This is a genomic window from Shewanella decolorationis S12 (genome assembly GCF_000485795.1).
Lineage (GTDB): Bacteria > Pseudomonadota > Gammaproteobacteria > Enterobacterales > Shewanellaceae > Shewanella > Shewanella decolorationis.
The window spans coordinates 18,158-34,959 of record NZ_AXZL01000051.1 but is presented as its reverse complement, the minus strand read 5'-3'; the positions used below and the strand labels follow the sequence as shown (position 1 = coordinate 34,959).

Genomic DNA, 16,802 nt, shown 5'->3' with positions numbered 1-16,802 from the left:
TCCTCTCCTATGGGCGCTGTGATTCAATAAATTTAGCTAGGCTGGCCACACTGTAAAAATGTGCTTTAGTGCTATCCGAGTTGGCTTCGATTTTGACATCAAATTTTTTCTTGATGGCTAAACCTAGCTCGAGCGCGTCGATCGAGTCGAGTCCAAGTCCTTCACCAAAGAGCGGTGCATCGGTTTCAATATCATCAATACTGACATCTTCAAGGTCGAGGCAGTCGATAATTAACTGTTTAATTTCGTTGTGTAAAGTCATAATTGTTTTCGAGTTGTTGTTGATAATATTGTTCAAGGTCCCGAGTTAATTGTCGGGCCATTTTCGCATGCTCACCTAAAGAGGCTTGATAGGCTTGGTGAGAAATTGTATCGCCGATTTCGACGGCCATTCCCATGGTTTGCCTTGGGATCTCATACCAAGGTTGTTCCTTTGTCAAACCACGCACATTGGTGCGCAAAACTACGGGTAAAATATCGGCTTGGGTACGAATGGCAATATTGGCGGCGCCCCGGGCAAACTCATTGATTATTGAGCCAAATACTGTGCGCGTACCTTCAGGGAAGATAATTAAATTAGTGCCTCTGGCGAGCACTTCTCGGCAATCTTCAAGCATCAATTCTGCTCCGCGATTGGGTATATAGCCCGCACAGGACACCACACCGCGCAAAAACGGATTACGCCAAAGGCCTTGTTTGACGATACAACCTGCATTGGGCATCAAACTGATTAACACCACCACATCGACCAGACTCGGGTGATTGGCAATGACTATCACGCCCTTAGCATCTCGCAACTGCTCGGCGTTATGGGTACTGACTCGGATCACTCCCGCCCAAGTTAACATGACTACAAAGCCTTTAAACATAGTGTGCACGGCTTTTTGCACGCGGATAATCCGCGCCTCGGGTGTACCCGGCCAAAAACGTAGCAGAGGTAAGATGGTTAACGAGCTTAATAGTCCACCTAAACCAAAGGCAATGTAGCAACTGACGCCACCAAGCCAACGGGGGATATAGTGAATTCCCGCGCGGCGTTTTTCAGGCAGCGTATAGGCGGCATTACATTCGCCATTATGTGGGACTGGGTTAGGCATGCACTAGGTTCCAGTGCCAGTGTGACAAGCAGCCGGCAATATCCTGTGAGGTTGCCAGCGCATGGAGCAACATGCCATAGGATAGCGGCGTGGCCTGCTGTTGCTCTTCGGGTGTCAGTTGGCTCAGTGTGAGAGTAACAGTTGCAGCATCATCGGCAGGGGCAAGGGTAAACCCCAGGGCTAAGGGCAGCTCAAACTCTTGGGTAAACTCATCGTAGACAGGTGGAACGGGATCATCGCCAAACACCAACAGCAGTGGCTCAGGCGATTGGTGCAGTTGGGCAAAAGCTTCCACCATGGCTTGGGAAAGGGTTTCTGTGCCCGCGGCAATTGAGGTCGAAGGGGCAGTGTTATTGGTTAAAATACCAAAAATACCACTGCCAGTGTTATGCACTGACTGACTAAAACCTAAGGGGGAAAGCGGTTGTTTTTCAATAATATCTTCGAGCAGGCCAATGGTGCGGTGCAGCTCGCCGTGGCGAGAAGCAAATATCGAGCGACAGTTAGGTGCGGCCTGACACTGGAAGCTAACATCCAGCATCATCTTGGTTAAACGACTAAAACGTCTGCGCTGCATAGCGGGTACTTGGGGAAGTGCAGGGGAAATTCCCTCGAAGTCATCTTTGCTTGTGTCAGCCGAGTGCTTGCACCAGATTTGCCAGTCATCACGCTGTGGAAATTTGGGTGCCCATGCGCCCCAAGAGAGGATGCTGAATGTGAGTTGCACTACTTTGCCTCGACACGATTTAAAGCTGTCTTAGTTATCCCTAACTAAGCGAAAATACTAATGAATTGATTAGCTTATCGCTGTTCGCTCGTTGGATTTACGAACACAATTCCCCCAGTTATTGAATGGCACATTCTACACTAAGTCCTTAGTTTTTATGAAGCCATTTGCATTCTGGTGGTTAATAAAATGCAACCAAATTTGAATTTATCACCTATCGACAACATTTGTCTCAGCTGTTGTGTCTGGGCTGGCTGATAATAAAGTGTTTGACTGAATCTGAGTTGAACAAGCCTTCAAGTATTATTTGGGATGGGTCAGGGATGTAAAAAAGGCGCTCAAGGCGCCTTTTAAATACCCGTTTGGTTTATTACTGCGCGAGTTGGTTTTCCAATTTACGCAGCGCTGCTTTCACTTTACGGGTGTTTTCAGGACCCATGCGGACAAGTAATTTTTGCGCGCTTGGTAAGGCTTCTAAATTAGGATCCACAAAGCGGTAGTTTACGCTGATTGAACTCAGCTCAATGGGTTCTTCGATGATAGGAGCAGCAAGCATGATCTTAATGGCTTGCAGCATTCTGTCATTGAACTTGGCGTTACTATAACCAAGTTCGGCAAAGGCCTCGTCAAACAGAGGTGTAAGCTGTTTGTAGGTGTGCATTAAGGCTTGCTCATCCATGTTAGCAATCACGGTCGCGTAGGCATCGTATCTGTGGTAACTCTCTGGATTTAAATACACTTTATTAGTGATTTCAGACACAGTGAATAGCTTTTCGGGGCCTTTTACTGGGCTGACCTTACGGGTTAATTCACCTTGGGCTAGGTTGTCCACAAACACCACAAACTGACGTACCAAATCTTGGTTCACTAAGGATGAACCAATCACATTGTTATTAATCATTGCCAGCGCTTTTTGATGCACAAAGGCATCGCTCTCAGGCAGACTCGGGACGGTTTCAACTGGCGTTTCAGGTTCCGTTGGCGTAACGGCGGTTTCGGTTTCAGTCGTAGTAGCCGCTGGGATTTCATTTTCCACTGGCGCGGTTTCGGGCTCAGTACCGGTTTCGAGCGTCATAGGTTCAGATGAAGGCGGCTCAGGTAGCACTATCGGCGCATTGGGGATGAGCTTGGGTGAGTCATCTTTGGTGTAGTAATGATAACCTCCGGCAGAGAGCAGGACGACGAGCACAATCGCAATCAAAGCAAAGCGATTACTGCTTGAGGAGGTTTCTTGAGGTGTAATTCTATCATCTTGATTAACTTGCATTTTACATCCTTCGCTTAAGTGTCAAGGTAACGGGGTGAATACATGCAGCTAACATTTAAAGTGCAAGTGCCAACGAGTTGTCGGTGGCAGCTTCATTGTGCAAGTTTCCACGCGCTTGTCCATAGCAGTGAGCTGAACAGGCTTAATTTATTTTACCTTGAAGGGGTTAGCTTAAGGTTTAGGCCTGAACATATTGCTGCCTGTGTCCAAGCCAACGATGAATAATGGCATCGACCGACTCTGGCGCCTGTGACATCACATGGCTCGCCAGTTTTTGGATATGTGGGATAAGCGCCTGATCGCGGACAAGGTCGGCGATTTTCAGCTCGGCCAGTCCCGTTTGTTTTGTACCCAGTACTTCGCCCGGCCCACGGATCTCTAAGTCTTTCTGTGCGATCACAAAACCATCATTACTTTGCCTGAGCACATTTAACCGTTGGCTTGCGGTTTGGCTCAATGGCGCCTTGTAGAGTAACACACAATGGCTCGCCACGGCACCGCGCCCTACACGGCCCCGCAGCTGGTGCAACTGTGCAAGGCCCAGTCGTTCGGGGTTTTCGATAATCATTAAGCTGGAGTTGGGGACATCAACGCCGACTTCAATCACTGTGGTTGCAACCAATAAATGGATAGTTCCTGCCTTGAAGTCGGCCATAATTTTTTGTTTTTCGGCGCTTTTCATCCGGCCGTGGACCAAACCTATCGTCAGTTCCGGCAGCGCTTGGCGCAATTCTTCGGCGGTATCTTCCGCGGCTTGGCACTCGAGAACTTCGGATTCTTCAATCAGAGTGCAGACCCAATAGGCTTGGCGCTTATCCGTGACCACACTGTTGCGGACGCGTTCCAGCACTTCATTGCGGCGCGAATCGGGGATGGCAACTGTGGTCACGGGCGTGCGACCGGGTGGCAACTCATCAATAATCGAGGTATCCAAATCGGCGTAGGCCGTCATGGCTAAGGTTCGCGGGATTGGGGTTGCTGTCATAATCAACTGGTGAGGATGAAAACCTTGGTTGATGCCTTTTTCCCTGAGTCCCATCCGTTGATGAACCCCAAACCTGTGCTGTTCATCAATAATGATTAAAGCCAACTTATTGAAGGTCACCTGCTGTTGGAAGATGGCGTGGGTACCTATCACCATTTGCGCGGCACCCGATTCAATATCGGCTAAGGATTGCGCCCGTGCCTTGCCTTTAAGCTTACCCGCCAGCCAACCGACTTTTAACCCGAGGGGTTCAAACCACGCGGCAAAGTTAGCCGCATGCTGCTCGGCGAGTAATTCGGTGGGCGCCATCATAGCGACTTGGTAACCGTTTTCGATGGCTTGCAATGCGGCGAGGGCGGCGACCAAGGTTTTACCCGAGCCGACATCACCTTGAACTAAGCGCATCATGGGGTGTGGCTGCGCTAAATCTTTACCTATCTCGGCGACAACACGTTGCTGCGCACCCGTAGGCTTAAAGGGTAATGAGGCGAGAAAGGGATTCAATAGCTGGCCGCTGGCGTGCATGGTCACGGCAGCGTCGAGATTGCTGCGCTGCCTGAGGCGTAGCATGCTGAGGTTATGGGCGAGCAGTTCTTCCTGCACCAGTCGTTGCTGCGCTGGATGCTGGCCGAGCTCTAAGTCAAATTGCGATATCCCCGCGTGGGGGCGATGCAGGGTTTGCAGTGCTTGTTTCAAGCTCATGCTGTTGGGCTGCAAATGTGCGGGTAATAACTCGGTCAAACCGCCGTCTTCTAATAATTCGAGTGCTTGCTCGGTGAGCTTAATCCAACTCGCCTGTTTGAGCCCTTCTGTCGTCGGATAAATCGGCGTAAGGGTATCGCTTAAATGAATATCTTCACCGGGATAGACAATTTTGTACTCGGGATGGACGATTTCTGCTTGATGATTACCACGACGAATTTCGCCATAGGCGCGGATAATCATACCATTTTGCATCGCGTTACGTTGCGCCATTGAAAAGTTAAAAAAGCGCAGGCTCATGCTGCCAGTATTATCCCGCACATTGCAAACCAGCATGCGTTTGCGGCCTTGAATGATTTGCGTCGACTGGATTTCGGCTTCAATGGTGCCGTAATTGCCGGGCATCAGCGCGGCAATGGGATAGATTTGCGTGCGGTCTTCATAGCGCAGGGGTAAGTGAAACAGCAGATCTTGTACTGTTGTAATGCCGAGCTTGGCGAGTTTTTCCGCGACTCTTTTGGCGACGCCTTTGAGGTCGGTGATCGGAACAAGATCCAATTGCTGCAAGTTGTTAGCACTCAATCACTGTGAATTTATACATATACTAACAGAGAATAAGCGTAAGGCAATCTTAGGCAAGACTATCACTTTGTGGTTATGTTTTAGCGTATTGAATTTAGGAATGAGTAAGGAGCAAATAAAAAAATGGACTTCCAAAATTTGAGTTATCTTATTCATATTAAAATGAATATTCTGTAATTTATGGCTTTAAAATGAGGCAAAAATAAATATTCTTTATTATAAAGTACACTTTTTGTTATTTTGTGGTTTAATCGAACTGTTGGTTACCATTGGGGAATTATGGTAATTGTGAGGTAGCAAAGTTGTAAATTGACAATAATAAAGTGACCTCTGTGACGGAACACAATGGGGGGAAACATAGCCGAGGAGTATTCGCCTTTGCGTCTTTGGTGCTTAAGTTTTTTATTGATAGGCCTGTTATGTTCCGTAGCTCCTGCGTGGGCTAAAATGAATGTGGTTTTTTTCAACCCAGGGTCTGAAGTTGATAGTTTTTGGGGCGATGTGGACAAATTAATGGAATTTGCTGCGTCTAAGCTCGATATCTCTTTAGATATTATCCACTCAGATCGTAATCATTTTAAAATGATTACTCAGTTAGACTCTTTATTAAAATCAAATACTTCTTTCCCAACACATATTATTTTGGTGAATGAGAAGCAATCCGCGATTAAAATGTTGCAGATGCTGTATAAGCATCCTGTATATGTGCAATTTATTTTAAATGATATTTCATTATCAGAACGTGAATCCTTATTAAAAGATCCGCATTGGAAAACCTATTTATTACCTGCAATTATTCCTGATAATTATGCGATTGGTGCTGAGACTGCTAAGACCTTACTCGGTCGTTTAGAAACTAAAAAAGCTAAGGTTTTATTAATTTCGGGCGATAAGTCAACTCCCGCATCGGTGCAGCGTACGCAAGGCGCTAATGATTACTTTTTTATGCAGCCTAATGTTACTGTCACTCAAACTGTATATGGGCAGTGGAGTGAGGATATTGCATATGGACAAACATTAACGCTACTGACTCGCTACCCTGATTTAAATTTGATTTGGACTGCGAGTGATAACATGGCTGTAGGTGTCGTAAAGGCCTTACGGGAAAAAGGGCTCGAAGCGGGACGAGATGTACTTGTGAGTTCCGTTAATACCTCCCCAGAGATACTTAAGCTTTGCCAAGAAGGTAGCATCACTGCATTGGGGGGCGGTCATTTTTTGGCTGGGGTATTAGCATTGGTGCAACTGCAATATTATCAAAATAGTCACGGTGATTTTCCCTATCAAAATATCAAACTGTTTAGTGTACTGAACCCTGATTCCGCTTTTTATCAGATGTTAGTCGCGAGGGATTGGTCTGGGATTTTTAAGAGTCAGATTTTAGAGAAGTTACTAAAACAATAATAAAGAACAGGTATTCATGAAGCACCGAAATCATTCAATTAGCCACAGAATGACGCTGACGATTATCGGCGTAAGTTCGTTTTTTGCCGTGTTGACTATGCTTGTGCAGTTAATATGGAACTATCAGGAGAGCATAGATAAGACGACTGCGGATATCCGTGAGTATTCAGAATCTATCTTGCCTAGTATTGCTAAGTCGCTCTGGGACGTGGACCACGGACTCTTATCTGATTTGCTTTCTGGCCTAGGTATGATGCCTATGGTGGCGAGTGTGAATCTCGAAAGCACCGACGGGGTGGCAATGCAGCTGGGGCCGTCGATTCACAGTAATGAGCGTCGACAAACGCTATTTACGTATCCAATTATGTACCAAGAGCAGCAAATAGGCGTGCTGACTGTCGGGCTTGACACTGACAAGCTTTACTACGAGCTATGGCAGCAACTCATTTTTATCGTGTTAGGTAATGGCTTAAAAACTCTGCTGATGATTTACCTGATCCTGACCTTGGTGCGCCTCTTGGTCACTAATCGTTTATCAGCGCTGGAGCGATTTGCTAATCAGATCAATTTAAATGCCTTACCTAAGCTAACCGTTCCCGACAGTGTGGTGAAAAGCCCTGACGAGATTGGCCATGTAGCGCACTCTCTACAGGCCATGTATCAGCGTATACGCAATGATTTAGCCTTCAACAAACGCCAACAACGGGCATTGCAACAACAGCAGAGCCAATTGTCGCGTTTAGTCGATGAGCGAACTCGAGAGCTCAACTGGCAATCACAAGCTAGTCAACTTTTAGCGGAAATATCATTAGCTTTTTTAAAGGTCGACATACTGAAAATAGACGAAACGCTTGCTCATGCCTGCCAGAAAATTGGTCAGCAGTTTGATGTTGAAAGAGTCAGTATCGTCGAATTCCAACAGCGACAAGTTAAATACCGCAGCATATGGTCTTGCGAGCCTATTAGAGATGAAATCCATAGCGTTTCAGAGGACAATGTTGCCTTACTCACGCAAAAGTTTGAGCAAGAGTCGACACTAATCATTGAAGATGTTGATGCTTTGAGGCTTTTGTCACCTGTTGAATATGAGTTGATTCGAGGTATTGGCATTTGTTCAATTGCAGCATTTGCGATTAAAAATGCTGATGAAATCGTTGGTTTATTGTCACTCTCAATGACTTCACGGCCACTCAATTGGACGCCGCAAAAGAAGGTTATGTTGACTCAGTTTGCGACCGCATTAAATGAATTAATGTTGCGTGAAGAAAAAGAGCGACAGATGCTGAATTTGCAGCAAGCCCTAGTATCAGTAAATTCGCAATTGTTAGTGATGGCCGAAACAGATGAATTAACTGGACTGAGTAATAGACGCCCATTTACCCAAACCCTTGAAACGTTACTACAGCACGACAACGCTATCGGCTTACTGATGTTGGATATCGACTACTTCAAGAGCTACAACGATACCTATGGTCATATCGAAGGGGATGTTGTACTTCGACGAGTGGCTCAAAACTTAAAACAATGTGAGGTACTGCCAGCCAATGCACTTATTGCGCGTATTGGTGGTGAGGAGTTTGCCATTATCGTGGAACAAGTCACTTCTATCCAATTAGAAGCGATGGCGAACCAGCTTTGTTATCAGGTTGCCGAATTGAATATTCCGCATATGGGCTCGCCTAAGGGTAAAATTACCTTAAGCATAGGAGGGGTTTATGTGGCAAAGGATGCATTCAATGGTATGACGATATCTGGCCTGCTACGCCGTGCTGATATTTGTCTTTACCGTGCGAAGGAGCGTGGGCGAAATACCGTGGTGATTGAAAGCTCTAAACAAGCGGCTAAGTAACCTGAGCTCGGGATAAGTAGAGCCGCTGAATAGGCATCTTTTCGGGCCTCTCTGCGTTGCTCTGTCTCACCATAGCTCGCTATGGCATACGACAGAGCGCCTTGATATGCACAAAAATCTGCGCATTCAGTCAGAAAAAAGATTCTTCTTTTCAAAAAATCTTTATAGCATTGATTTGGTTTATTAAATTTAGATTTCTCCGACACTCGTTATCCCGAGTTCAGGTTAAGTACTGAGTTAGCCTATACAGGGTGAGTTTTGGTCGATCATCTACAACGATTTATTTCTATTTTTGGCCTGTTATAATGCCGCCCTCAAGTGTTTATCTGCGGGTTATAGCGTGTCAAAACGGGGCAAAAATACGGCGAGTGCGGTATCGATTTTTAATATTGATGATTTGTCCACTTGGCAAAAATACCGCAAAGGCCTGTGTGATACCTGCCATGCTACCTGCTGTACGCTCCCCGTCGAGGTTACTGTTAGTGACCTAGTTCGTATGAGCTTAGTGGATGAGTTTGAAGCCGAGGGTGATCTCAAAGCCATCGCCAAACGTCTGCAAAAAGCGCGCATTATCGATAACTTCAATCATAAAACGGCGATATTTACCCTCGCCAGGATGGCCAATGATGACTGTTTATATTTAGACAGCAAAACCCGTCGTTGCACTATTTACCATCAACGCCCCGAGACTTGCCGCAATCATCCACAAATTGGTCCTAAGGCGAATCACTGCCCTTATCGCCCCCGTGAGTAAGTTGTTGAAGGTGGTGTTGGTAGAGATCTTCAAGTTGGTGGTTAGCCTGCATCTCTTGTACTTTTCTATTAAACTCTTTAGCAATCATGTCTTTATAGTTTGAGCGTTTCGATATCAACATATGGAACGGCTCTTTGCCCGAATTGGGTGATACCTGAGATGCGAGCGTCTTAGGGAGTTCTCCCGCCTGGGCTAATGCGAGTGTTCCCGCTAAAATTTCCTTGCGTGCTAAAAAGAATTTGCATCTGCGTTTAAGCAACATTTCTGGCAAATGCTGTAGGGTACGAATTTCGCTAATAGGGGTTTCTTTACGCCAACCAAAGTTTTGATAGTTGAATCCATTAATACCGCAAACAGTCCCTAAATCTGCTAACTGATTAATATCATCGATGCGAAATGGAGTCTCGAATTCAGCTTTTAAATAAAAATAACTGGGAGTGAGGTAATAATAGGCAATAGATGGGATATAATCTGTCGCCCTTTGTCGATTGAGCGATGCGCTCATCGCGGCATCTATGCTGCCATTCTGGACGTCTTTTAAGCAACGAATCCAGGGCAACGCCAGCACTTCGTAAGCAATTCCAATAGGTTTAAAGGTGCGTTCTAGCAGGTCAATATCATAGCCGCTAAGCGTGGAAGTCTTAATGCCATTCTGCCGAATAAAGTAATTAAATGGTGGATATTCAGTCTCTTCGACACAAAAGCGTAACTTAAATGAGGAAAGCTCTTCAGCGCCGTGGGCGATAGGCGAGAGCAGAATCACGCATACAAAGACAATTAGCGGATATAATAAACGCATCATACTTTTTTAAACTAAATGGCAATTTTTAAAAGTGTAGCAAAGGGTTATTGGCAGCACTGGCTCTTTAGCTATGCATTTCTGTCCTGTATCAGGGCAACATTCGACTAACACGTGAAAATCACTGCGCGGGTTGGTGCAAGTAAGTTAAGTGTGAAACAAAAGGTGTTACATGAGTCTCTTTGATAACGTGATGATAATATTGGGCTTAATTGCCGCAAGTTGTTTCTTTTCTATGTCAGAAATCTCCTTGGCTGCATCACGCAAAATCCGTTTACGTCAGTTGGCTGAGGAAGGTGATAGTCGTGCTGAAAAAGTGCTGCAACTTCAAGCACAACCCGGTAGTTTTTTTACTGTGGTGCAGATAGGCCTGAATGCCGTTGCCATCATGGGCGGTATTGTAGGTGAATCGGCATTTCGTCCTTACTTCTATCAGTTTTTAAGTGCGTGGATGAGCGATCCTTGGTTAGGTCAAGTGAGCTTTTTCCTGTCCTTCTTTGTGGTGACCAGTGCTTTTATCTTGGTGGCCGATTTAATGCCAAAGCGAATTGCGATGGCGATGCCTGAGTCTGTCGCCTTGGTTGTCGTTGGCCCTATGAGTTTCTGTATCGCAGTACTTCGCCCGTTAGTTTGGTTTTTCAATGGTATGGCAAGCGGTATCTTCAAGTTGCTGCAAATCCCGACCGTGCGTAACGATGAAATTACCCCAGACGATATTTATGCGGTCATGAACGCGGGGGCAGAAGCTGGGGTGCTCGACAAGGGCGAGCAGCAAATGATTGAAAATGTGTTTGAAATGCAAACCGTTTCAGTAACGTCCGCCATGACGGCCCGCGAGAGCTTAGTGTATTTCTTGCTGCAAGACAGCGAGGAGGATATCAAGCGTAAGATTGCTGAAGATCCCCATACTAAGTTTTTAGTCTGCGACGGCCAATTGGATATGGTCAAAGGGTTTGTGGATGCCAAAGAGCTGCTGATCCGTGTGATTAACGGTGAAAAAATTACCTTAAAAGACAACAGTCTTGTGCACACCTCGCTGATTATCCCTGACACCTTAAGTTTGTCCGAGGCGATGGAATACTTCAAAAATAGCCGCGCCGATTTCGCGGTGGTGATGAATGAATACGCCCTCGTTGTCGGGATTGTCACCACTAACGATCTGCAACGCGCAGTGATGGGCGCTTGGTCGTTGCATGAGAGTGAAGAGCAAATTATTGCCCGTGATGGCAACTCTTGGTTAGTAGATGGGGTGACGCCGATTACCGACGTGATGCGTGCCTTCGATATTGAAGAGTTCCCCCATAGCCAAAACTACGAAACCATTGCCGGTTTTATGATGTACATGCTGCGTAAGATCCCCAAGCGTACCGACTTTGTTAACTATGCTGGTTATAAGTTTGAAGTGGTTGATATCGACGCCTACAAGGTCGACCAGCTGTTGGTGACGCGTATTGAAGCCAACGATAAATTACAGTCGCCAGATACCTAATCTTATCAACACCATAAAAAACGGGACTCAGTCCCGTTTTTTTATATCGCCACTAAATTTAGATCGCTTCTAAAAACGCATTCACTATCGGGTCGCCCAAGCGTTTGACCTTACAGCAGCAGCCCAGCTCAAAGGGGGCAATTTTGACAGGCGAAGGTAACAACTGAATACGATCCCGTACTGGACTGTTATTAATTACTACCTCAGGGCTAATGCTCACACCGCAGCCGAGTGCCACCATGGACGCAATGGCTTCCTGTCCTGACACCTGAGCATAAATATTCGGACTAATCCCCATCTGTTTAAACCAATTGTCGGCTCTGCGCCGCCCAGGTCCGTGGTCGGGAATGATAAAGGGCACCTGCGACCAGTCTATCTGAGCTTGGTTTATCTGTTGCTGCACCGCACAGCGCATGGTCGGCGCAATTAATGACAAGGGCACATCATCAATCTTGGCGAAATGCAGTGTGGTAGGAAAGGGATCCGGCAGCGCGGCAATGGCAATATCGGCGCGATTTTGTTGTATTTCAGCCAGCGCATTGGCGGCATCCCCCGTGGTGAGGGCAATTTCGACAAAGGGATGTTCCTGACGAAAACGCTCCAATAATTGCGGCAAATGGCTGTAGGCAGCAGTTACTGAGCAATAGAGATTTAAGGTGCCGCGCAATACATCCTGCTTGAGATCGATACTGTGCCGCAGGTTGCGCCAATGGTGCAGCGTCTGCTCGGCGAACAATTTAAACTCGCGCCCCGCATGGGTTAAGGTCACGCTACGGTTATCTCGTTCAAACAGCTTTGCGTTCACTTCTTCTTCGAGCCGTTGTAAGGCGCGGCTTAAGGTCGATGGGCTTACATGCATCTGCTCCGCCGTCTTGGCGAAGTGCAAACTGTCACATAAGTGCAGGTACAATCTGAGGGTGCGTATGTCCATAACCTCGTCCTAATTGGCTGCTTAGCAAGGATATTGAAAATGACATTGCATAAAACGCAATGTGAGGTTTCGAATATATCATTTTAAGCAACGATAGCCATAGGTTATAGTGATTTCAATCACAACCAGTCTTTAACAAAAAGTTGATATTGGTTGAGTCCCAAATTCCCGACTGAAAGGTGGTATCTCAGATGGCTAACTATTTTAACTCTCTGAATTTACGTCAACAATTAGCGCAGCTTGGCCAATGTCGTTTTATGGATCGTTCTGAATTCAGTGACGGCTGCAATTACATCAAAGATTGGAATATTGTTATTTTAGGTTGTGGTGCTCAGGGTCTTAACCAAGGTCTGAACATGCGTGACTCGGGGCTGAATATTGCTTACGCCCTGCGCCCAGAAGCCATTGCCCAAAAGCGTGCCTCATGGCAAAAAGCCACAGACAACGGTTTTAAAGTGGGCACCTTTGAAGAGCTGATCCCAACGGCGGATTTGGTGCTGAACTTAACCCCCGATAAGCAGCACTCTAACGTGGTTAGTGCCGTGATGCCGTTGATGAAACAAGGCGCAACTCTGTCTTATTCCCACGGTTTTAATATCGTTGAAGAAGGCATGCAAATTCGTCCTGATATCACGGTCATCATGGTGGCGCCTAAGTGCCCTGGTACCGAAGTGCGTGAAGAATACAAGCGTGGCTTTGGTGTTCCTACACTGATTGCAGTGCACCCAGAAAACGATCCAAACGGTGATGGTTTAGACATTGCGAAAGCCTATGCGAGTGCCACAGGTGGTGACCGCGCTGGCGTGTTGCAATCTTCCTTTATCGCCGAAGTTAAATCGGATTTGATGGGCGAGCAAACGATCCTCTGCGGTATGTTGCAGACGGGCGCTATCTTAGGTTACGACAAGATGGTGGCCGATGGTGTTGAACCTGGCTATGCCGCTAAGTTAATCCAACAAGGTTGGGAAACCGTGACCGAGGCGCTTAAGCACGGCGGTATCACTAATATGATGGACAGACTGTCTAATCCAGCCAAGATTAAAGCATTTGAAATTGCAGAAGATTTAAAAGAAATCCTGCAACCTTTATTCGAAAAACATATGGATGACATCATCAGCGGTGAGTTCTCTCGCACTATGATGCAAGACTGGGCTAACGATGATGCGAACCTGCTGCGTTGGCGCGCAGAAACCGCCGAAACGGGCTTCGAAAATGCGCCTGTTTCGAGCGAGCATATCGACGAGCAAACCTATTTCGACAAAGGTATTTTTCTGGTTGCAATGATCAAAGCCGGTGTCGAATTAGCCTTCGATACTATGGTGTCGGCAGGGATTGTTGAAGAGTCAGCCTATTACGAATCACTGCACGAAACGCCGCTGATCGCTAACACCATCGCCCGTAAGCGTCTGTACGAGATGAACGTGGTGATCTCGGATACCGCAGAATACGGTTGTTATCTGTTCAACCATGCTGCCGTGCCACTGCTGCGTGACTATGTAAATGCCATGTCGCCAGAGTATTTAGGTGCGGGTCTGAAGGACAGTTCTAACAATGTCGATAACCTACAGTTAATCGCCATCAATGATGCAATTCGCCACACTGCAGTGGAATATGTTGGCGCCGAACTTCGCGGTTATATGACTGATATGAAAAGTATTGTTGGAGCTTAATTGATAAAGGCCGAGCCCCTAAGGATGTGGGGCTCGGCGACGCAAATTTATTCCTGCTTCGTAGGTTGTCGAGCGGGCAAAACTGACATGGGTTAGTAGGCGTTCATGCTCTCTAACGCGATTTTGTTAACGTTTTACTTTGTTGTTTTGCATTGTCTCGGCAGGGAAGCTGAATTTTTTTGACGTAAGAAAATTTTTTATTGTGTTTGGCTGTCGCTTTATGGTAAAGCTAATAACTCGCGGCGGGGCAAGGTCCCAAGGCAAGCATCGCTCAGGCTTAAAAGTGAGTAGCGATAAGAATTTCAGCGATACACATACAGAACACCGATTAGGAACCCATATTGATGTTTAACCAAGCTGCCAAGCTCATTCTCGTGATTATTACCGTAGTGATTATTAAATCACAGCGGGGGCGGCGCATGGCAAACTGGTAGACCTAAAAGGTTAAAAGTTTCGAAAGAACCCCCCGCTCCGAAAGGACCGGGGGGTTCTTCGTTTTCAGGCCCTAGGTTTTGGAAATGAGGTTTCGAAATAGCACAAATTACGAGTCGATTTTCGGCATTTCAGGATTAAGGTAGCGAGAGAAAGTATGGAACCAGGGCAGATGATTAGAGGCGCAGACGCAGTCATAAAAGTGTTGGCAGCACATGGTGTTACCACAGTATTTGGTTACCCAGGTGGTGCCATTATGCCAATCTACGATGCCCTCTATGGAAGCCCTGTCGAACATCTCTTAAGCCGCCACGAACAAGGCGCCGCCTTTGCTGCCGTAGGTTACGCCAGAGCCAGTGGTAAAACCGGTGTGTGCTTTGCGACCTCTGGCCCAGGTGCCACTAACCTAATCACTTCGCTTGCCGATGCGCTTTTAGATTCTGTACCTGTTGTCGCTATCACGGGTCAGGTCTCTACCGCCGTGATTGGCACAGATGCGTTTCAAGAAATCGATGTATTGGGCATGTCCTTAAGCTGCACTAAGCACAGTTTTATGGTGACGGATGTCAACGATCTTATCCCGACCCTGTATCAAGCTTTTGAAATCGCGGCATCGGGTCGCCCTGGCCCAGTGCTGGTGGATATCCCTAAGGATATCCAAATCGCGCAACTAGAATATCGCACTCCCTTGCTAGCGGTGACCAATGAGCCACAGGCGAGCGCCAGTGAGATTGAAGCGGCCCGCGCCCTCTTAGCAGAGGCTAAGCAGCCTATGTTGTACGTGGGCGGCGGTGTGGGAATGGCGGGCGCGGTCGATCAACTGCGGGAATTTATCAAAGCCACGGGTATGCCATCGGTCGCCACGTTAAAGGGCTTAGGCAGCATCGCCCACGGCACCCCGGGTTATTTAGGCATGTTGGGTATGCACGGCGGAAAGGCGGCCAACCTCGCGGTGCAGGATTGCGATTTATTAGTGGTTGCTGGCGCGCGCTTCGATGACAGGGTCACAGGCCGCTTAGCGACTTTTGCCAACAAGGCTAAAGTCATCCATTTAGATATAGACGCCGCCGAGCTAGGCAAATTGCGCCAGCCAGATGTGGCCATCGCCGGTGATTTACGCCAAATTTTCCCCGCCCTTGCTATGGCGCTGAACATCACGCCTTGGCAGGCAGAGGTTGAACATCTTGCCCGTAAACATCAATGGGATTATCAACATCCCGGCAGCTTAATCTATGCCCCCGCTATGCTGCGCCGTTTAGCCAATAAACTGCCCGAAGACAGCGTAGTGTGCTGCGATGTGGGCCAGCATCAAATGTGGGTTGCCCAGCATATGTGGTTCCGCCGCCCGGAAGATCATTTATCCAGCGCGGGCTTAGGCACTATGGGCTTTGGTTTGCCCGCCGCCATCGGCGCCCAAGTGGCTCGTCCCGATGCAACTGTGGTCACAGTGTCTGGCGATGGCTCTTTTATGATGAACGTGCAGGAGCTGACCACCATCAAGCGCCGCAAATTACCGGTTAAGATCCTGCTGATCGACAACCAAAAATTGGGGATGGTGAAGCAGTGGCAGCAGCTATTCTTTGAAGAGCGCTACAGCGAAACCGATCTGTCAGACAACCCCGATTTTGTACAACTCGCCTCGGCCTTCGATATCCCCGGCCGTACGATCTTCTCTTCCGACGAAGTTGAAGAGGCCTTAACCGAAATGTTAGCGGCTAAGGGACCCTATTTGTTACACGTAGCAATCGACGATGCTTTTAACGTTTGGCCACTGGTGCCCCCCGGCGCATCAAACAGCGATATGATGGACGAAATGGAGAAACAAACATGATCCACTCCCTAGAATTAACGGTTCAACAACGCCCAGAAGTGATAGAGCGTGTACTACGTGTGACTCGTCACCGTGGTTTTACGGTCACCCAAATGCAAATGCGGATGAACGACGATGCGAGTCTGTCGCTGGATATGGAAGTGGACAGCGAGCGAGCCATCGAGCTGCTCAGCAATCAACTGAATAAATTGATTGATGTCACTCAATGCAAGGTCTTGTTACCGCTAAACTTACAACAACAAAAAGTACACGCATAAGCATCCAGTGGCTGCGGGCATTAACG

The 16,802-nt window shown here is 47.2% G+C and carries 14 protein-coding genes; 7 read left to right on the top strand and 7 right to left on the bottom strand.

What is annotated here, in order from left to right:
* Nucleotides 1-7: 7 nt before the first annotated feature.
* From SHD_RS04820 to recG, 5 genes are all read right to left on the bottom strand, one after another.
* Nucleotides 8-262, bottom strand: a complete 255-nt coding sequence (locus SHD_RS04820) for a phosphopantetheine-binding protein (RefSeq protein WP_023266096.1) — start codon at nt 260-262, stop codon at nt 8-10.
* Nucleotides 240-1,097 carry a lysophospholipid acyltransferase family protein gene (locus tag SHD_RS04815; RefSeq protein ID WP_023266095.1) on the bottom strand — a complete coding sequence of 286 codons (858 nt, stop codon included), beginning with the start codon at nt 1,095-1,097 and terminating at the stop codon, nt 240-242. Before SHD_RS04815 ends, SHD_RS04820 begins: the two co-directional genes overlap by 23 nt.
* Nucleotides 1,090-1,824, bottom strand: coding sequence for a beta-ketoacyl synthase chain length factor (locus tag SHD_RS04810; protein WP_023266094.1), 735 nt, complete (start codon nt 1,822-1,824; stop codon nt 1,090-1,092). The genes SHD_RS04815 and SHD_RS04810 overlap by 8 nt, the downstream gene beginning before the upstream one ends.
* A gap of 370 nt (nt 1,825-2,194) precedes the next feature.
* On the bottom strand, nt 2,195-3,091 hold the full coding sequence (locus SHD_RS04805) for a DUF3014 domain-containing protein (protein ID WP_023266093.1): 897 nt from the start codon (nt 3,089-3,091) through the stop codon (nt 2,195-2,197).
* A 178-nt stretch (nt 3,092-3,269) separates the two neighbouring features.
* Nucleotides 3,270-5,345 (bottom strand): ATP-dependent DNA helicase RecG, encoded by a 2,076-nt coding sequence (recG, locus tag SHD_RS04800; RefSeq protein ID WP_023266092.1) that lies wholly within the window; start codon nt 5,343-5,345, stop codon nt 3,270-3,272.
* A gap of 393 nt (nt 5,346-5,738) precedes the next feature.
* Here recG and SHD_RS04795 point away from each other — a divergent pair, with 393 nt between their 5' ends.
* The 3 genes from SHD_RS04795 to SHD_RS04785 all read left to right on the top strand — a co-directional run bounded on the left by SHD_RS04795 (nt 5,739) and on the right by SHD_RS04785 (nt 9,367).
* On the top strand, nt 5,739-6,764 hold the full coding sequence (locus SHD_RS04795) for an ABC transporter substrate-binding protein (RefSeq protein WP_052030966.1): 1,026 nt from the start codon (nt 5,739-5,741) through the stop codon (nt 6,762-6,764).
* A 16-nt stretch (nt 6,765-6,780) separates the two neighbouring features.
* A complete protein-coding gene (locus SHD_RS04790) occupies nt 6,781-8,613 on the top strand; it encodes a sensor domain-containing diguanylate cyclase (RefSeq protein ID WP_235056942.1) in 1,833 nt (610 codons plus the stop codon).
* Between the two features lie 340 nt (nt 8,614-8,953).
* Nucleotides 8,954-9,367 carry a YkgJ family cysteine cluster protein gene (locus SHD_RS04785; RefSeq protein WP_023266089.1) on the top strand — a complete coding sequence of 138 codons (414 nt, stop codon included), beginning with the start codon at nt 8,954-8,956 and terminating at the stop codon, nt 9,365-9,367.
* Here the strand turns inward: SHD_RS04785 and SHD_RS04780 are convergent.
* The gene (locus SHD_RS04780) at nt 9,330-10,169 is read right to left on the bottom strand and encodes a substrate-binding periplasmic protein (RefSeq protein WP_023266088.1); all 840 of its coding nucleotides are present in this window, start codon (nt 10,167-10,169) and stop codon (nt 9,330-9,332) included. The two genes, SHD_RS04785 and SHD_RS04780, sit on opposite strands and share 38 nt — an antisense overlap.
* Before the next feature lie 169 nt (nt 10,170-10,338).
* Between SHD_RS04780 and paeA the strand changes: the two genes are divergently transcribed.
* A complete protein-coding gene (gene paeA, locus SHD_RS04775) occupies nt 10,339-11,655 on the top strand; it encodes a polyamine export protein PaeA (protein WP_023266087.1) in 1,317 nt (438 codons plus the stop codon).
* Between the two features lie 58 nt (nt 11,656-11,713).
* On the opposite strand, the gene ilvY is transcribed toward paeA, so the two are convergent.
* Complete coding sequence (gene ilvY / locus SHD_RS04770) at nt 11,714-12,586, bottom strand: HTH-type transcriptional activator IlvY (protein ID WP_039977572.1); 873 nt, start codon at nt 12,584-12,586, stop codon at nt 11,714-11,716.
* Nucleotides 12,587-12,777: 191 nt separating this feature from the next.
* On the opposite strand from ilvY, the gene ilvC reads away from it, so the two are divergent.
* The 3 genes from ilvC (at nt 12,778) to ilvM (ending at nt 16,776) form a co-directional block, all read left to right on the top strand.
* Nucleotides 12,778-14,256, top strand: a complete 1,479-nt coding sequence (ilvC, locus tag SHD_RS04765; protein WP_023266085.1) for a ketol-acid reductoisomerase — start codon at nt 12,778-12,780, stop codon at nt 14,254-14,256.
* Between the two features lie 589 nt (nt 14,257-14,845).
* The gene (ilvG, locus tag SHD_RS04755) at nt 14,846-16,519 is read left to right on the top strand and encodes an acetolactate synthase 2 catalytic subunit (protein ID WP_023266084.1); all 1,674 of its coding nucleotides are present in this window, start codon (nt 14,846-14,848) and stop codon (nt 16,517-16,519) included.
* Nucleotides 16,516-16,776, top strand: a complete 261-nt coding sequence (gene ilvM / locus SHD_RS04750; protein ID WP_011621169.1) for an acetolactate synthase 2 small subunit — start codon at nt 16,516-16,518, stop codon at nt 16,774-16,776. The genes ilvG and ilvM overlap by 4 nt, the downstream gene beginning before the upstream one ends.
* The last annotated feature ends 26 nt before the right edge of the window (nt 16,777-16,802 follow it).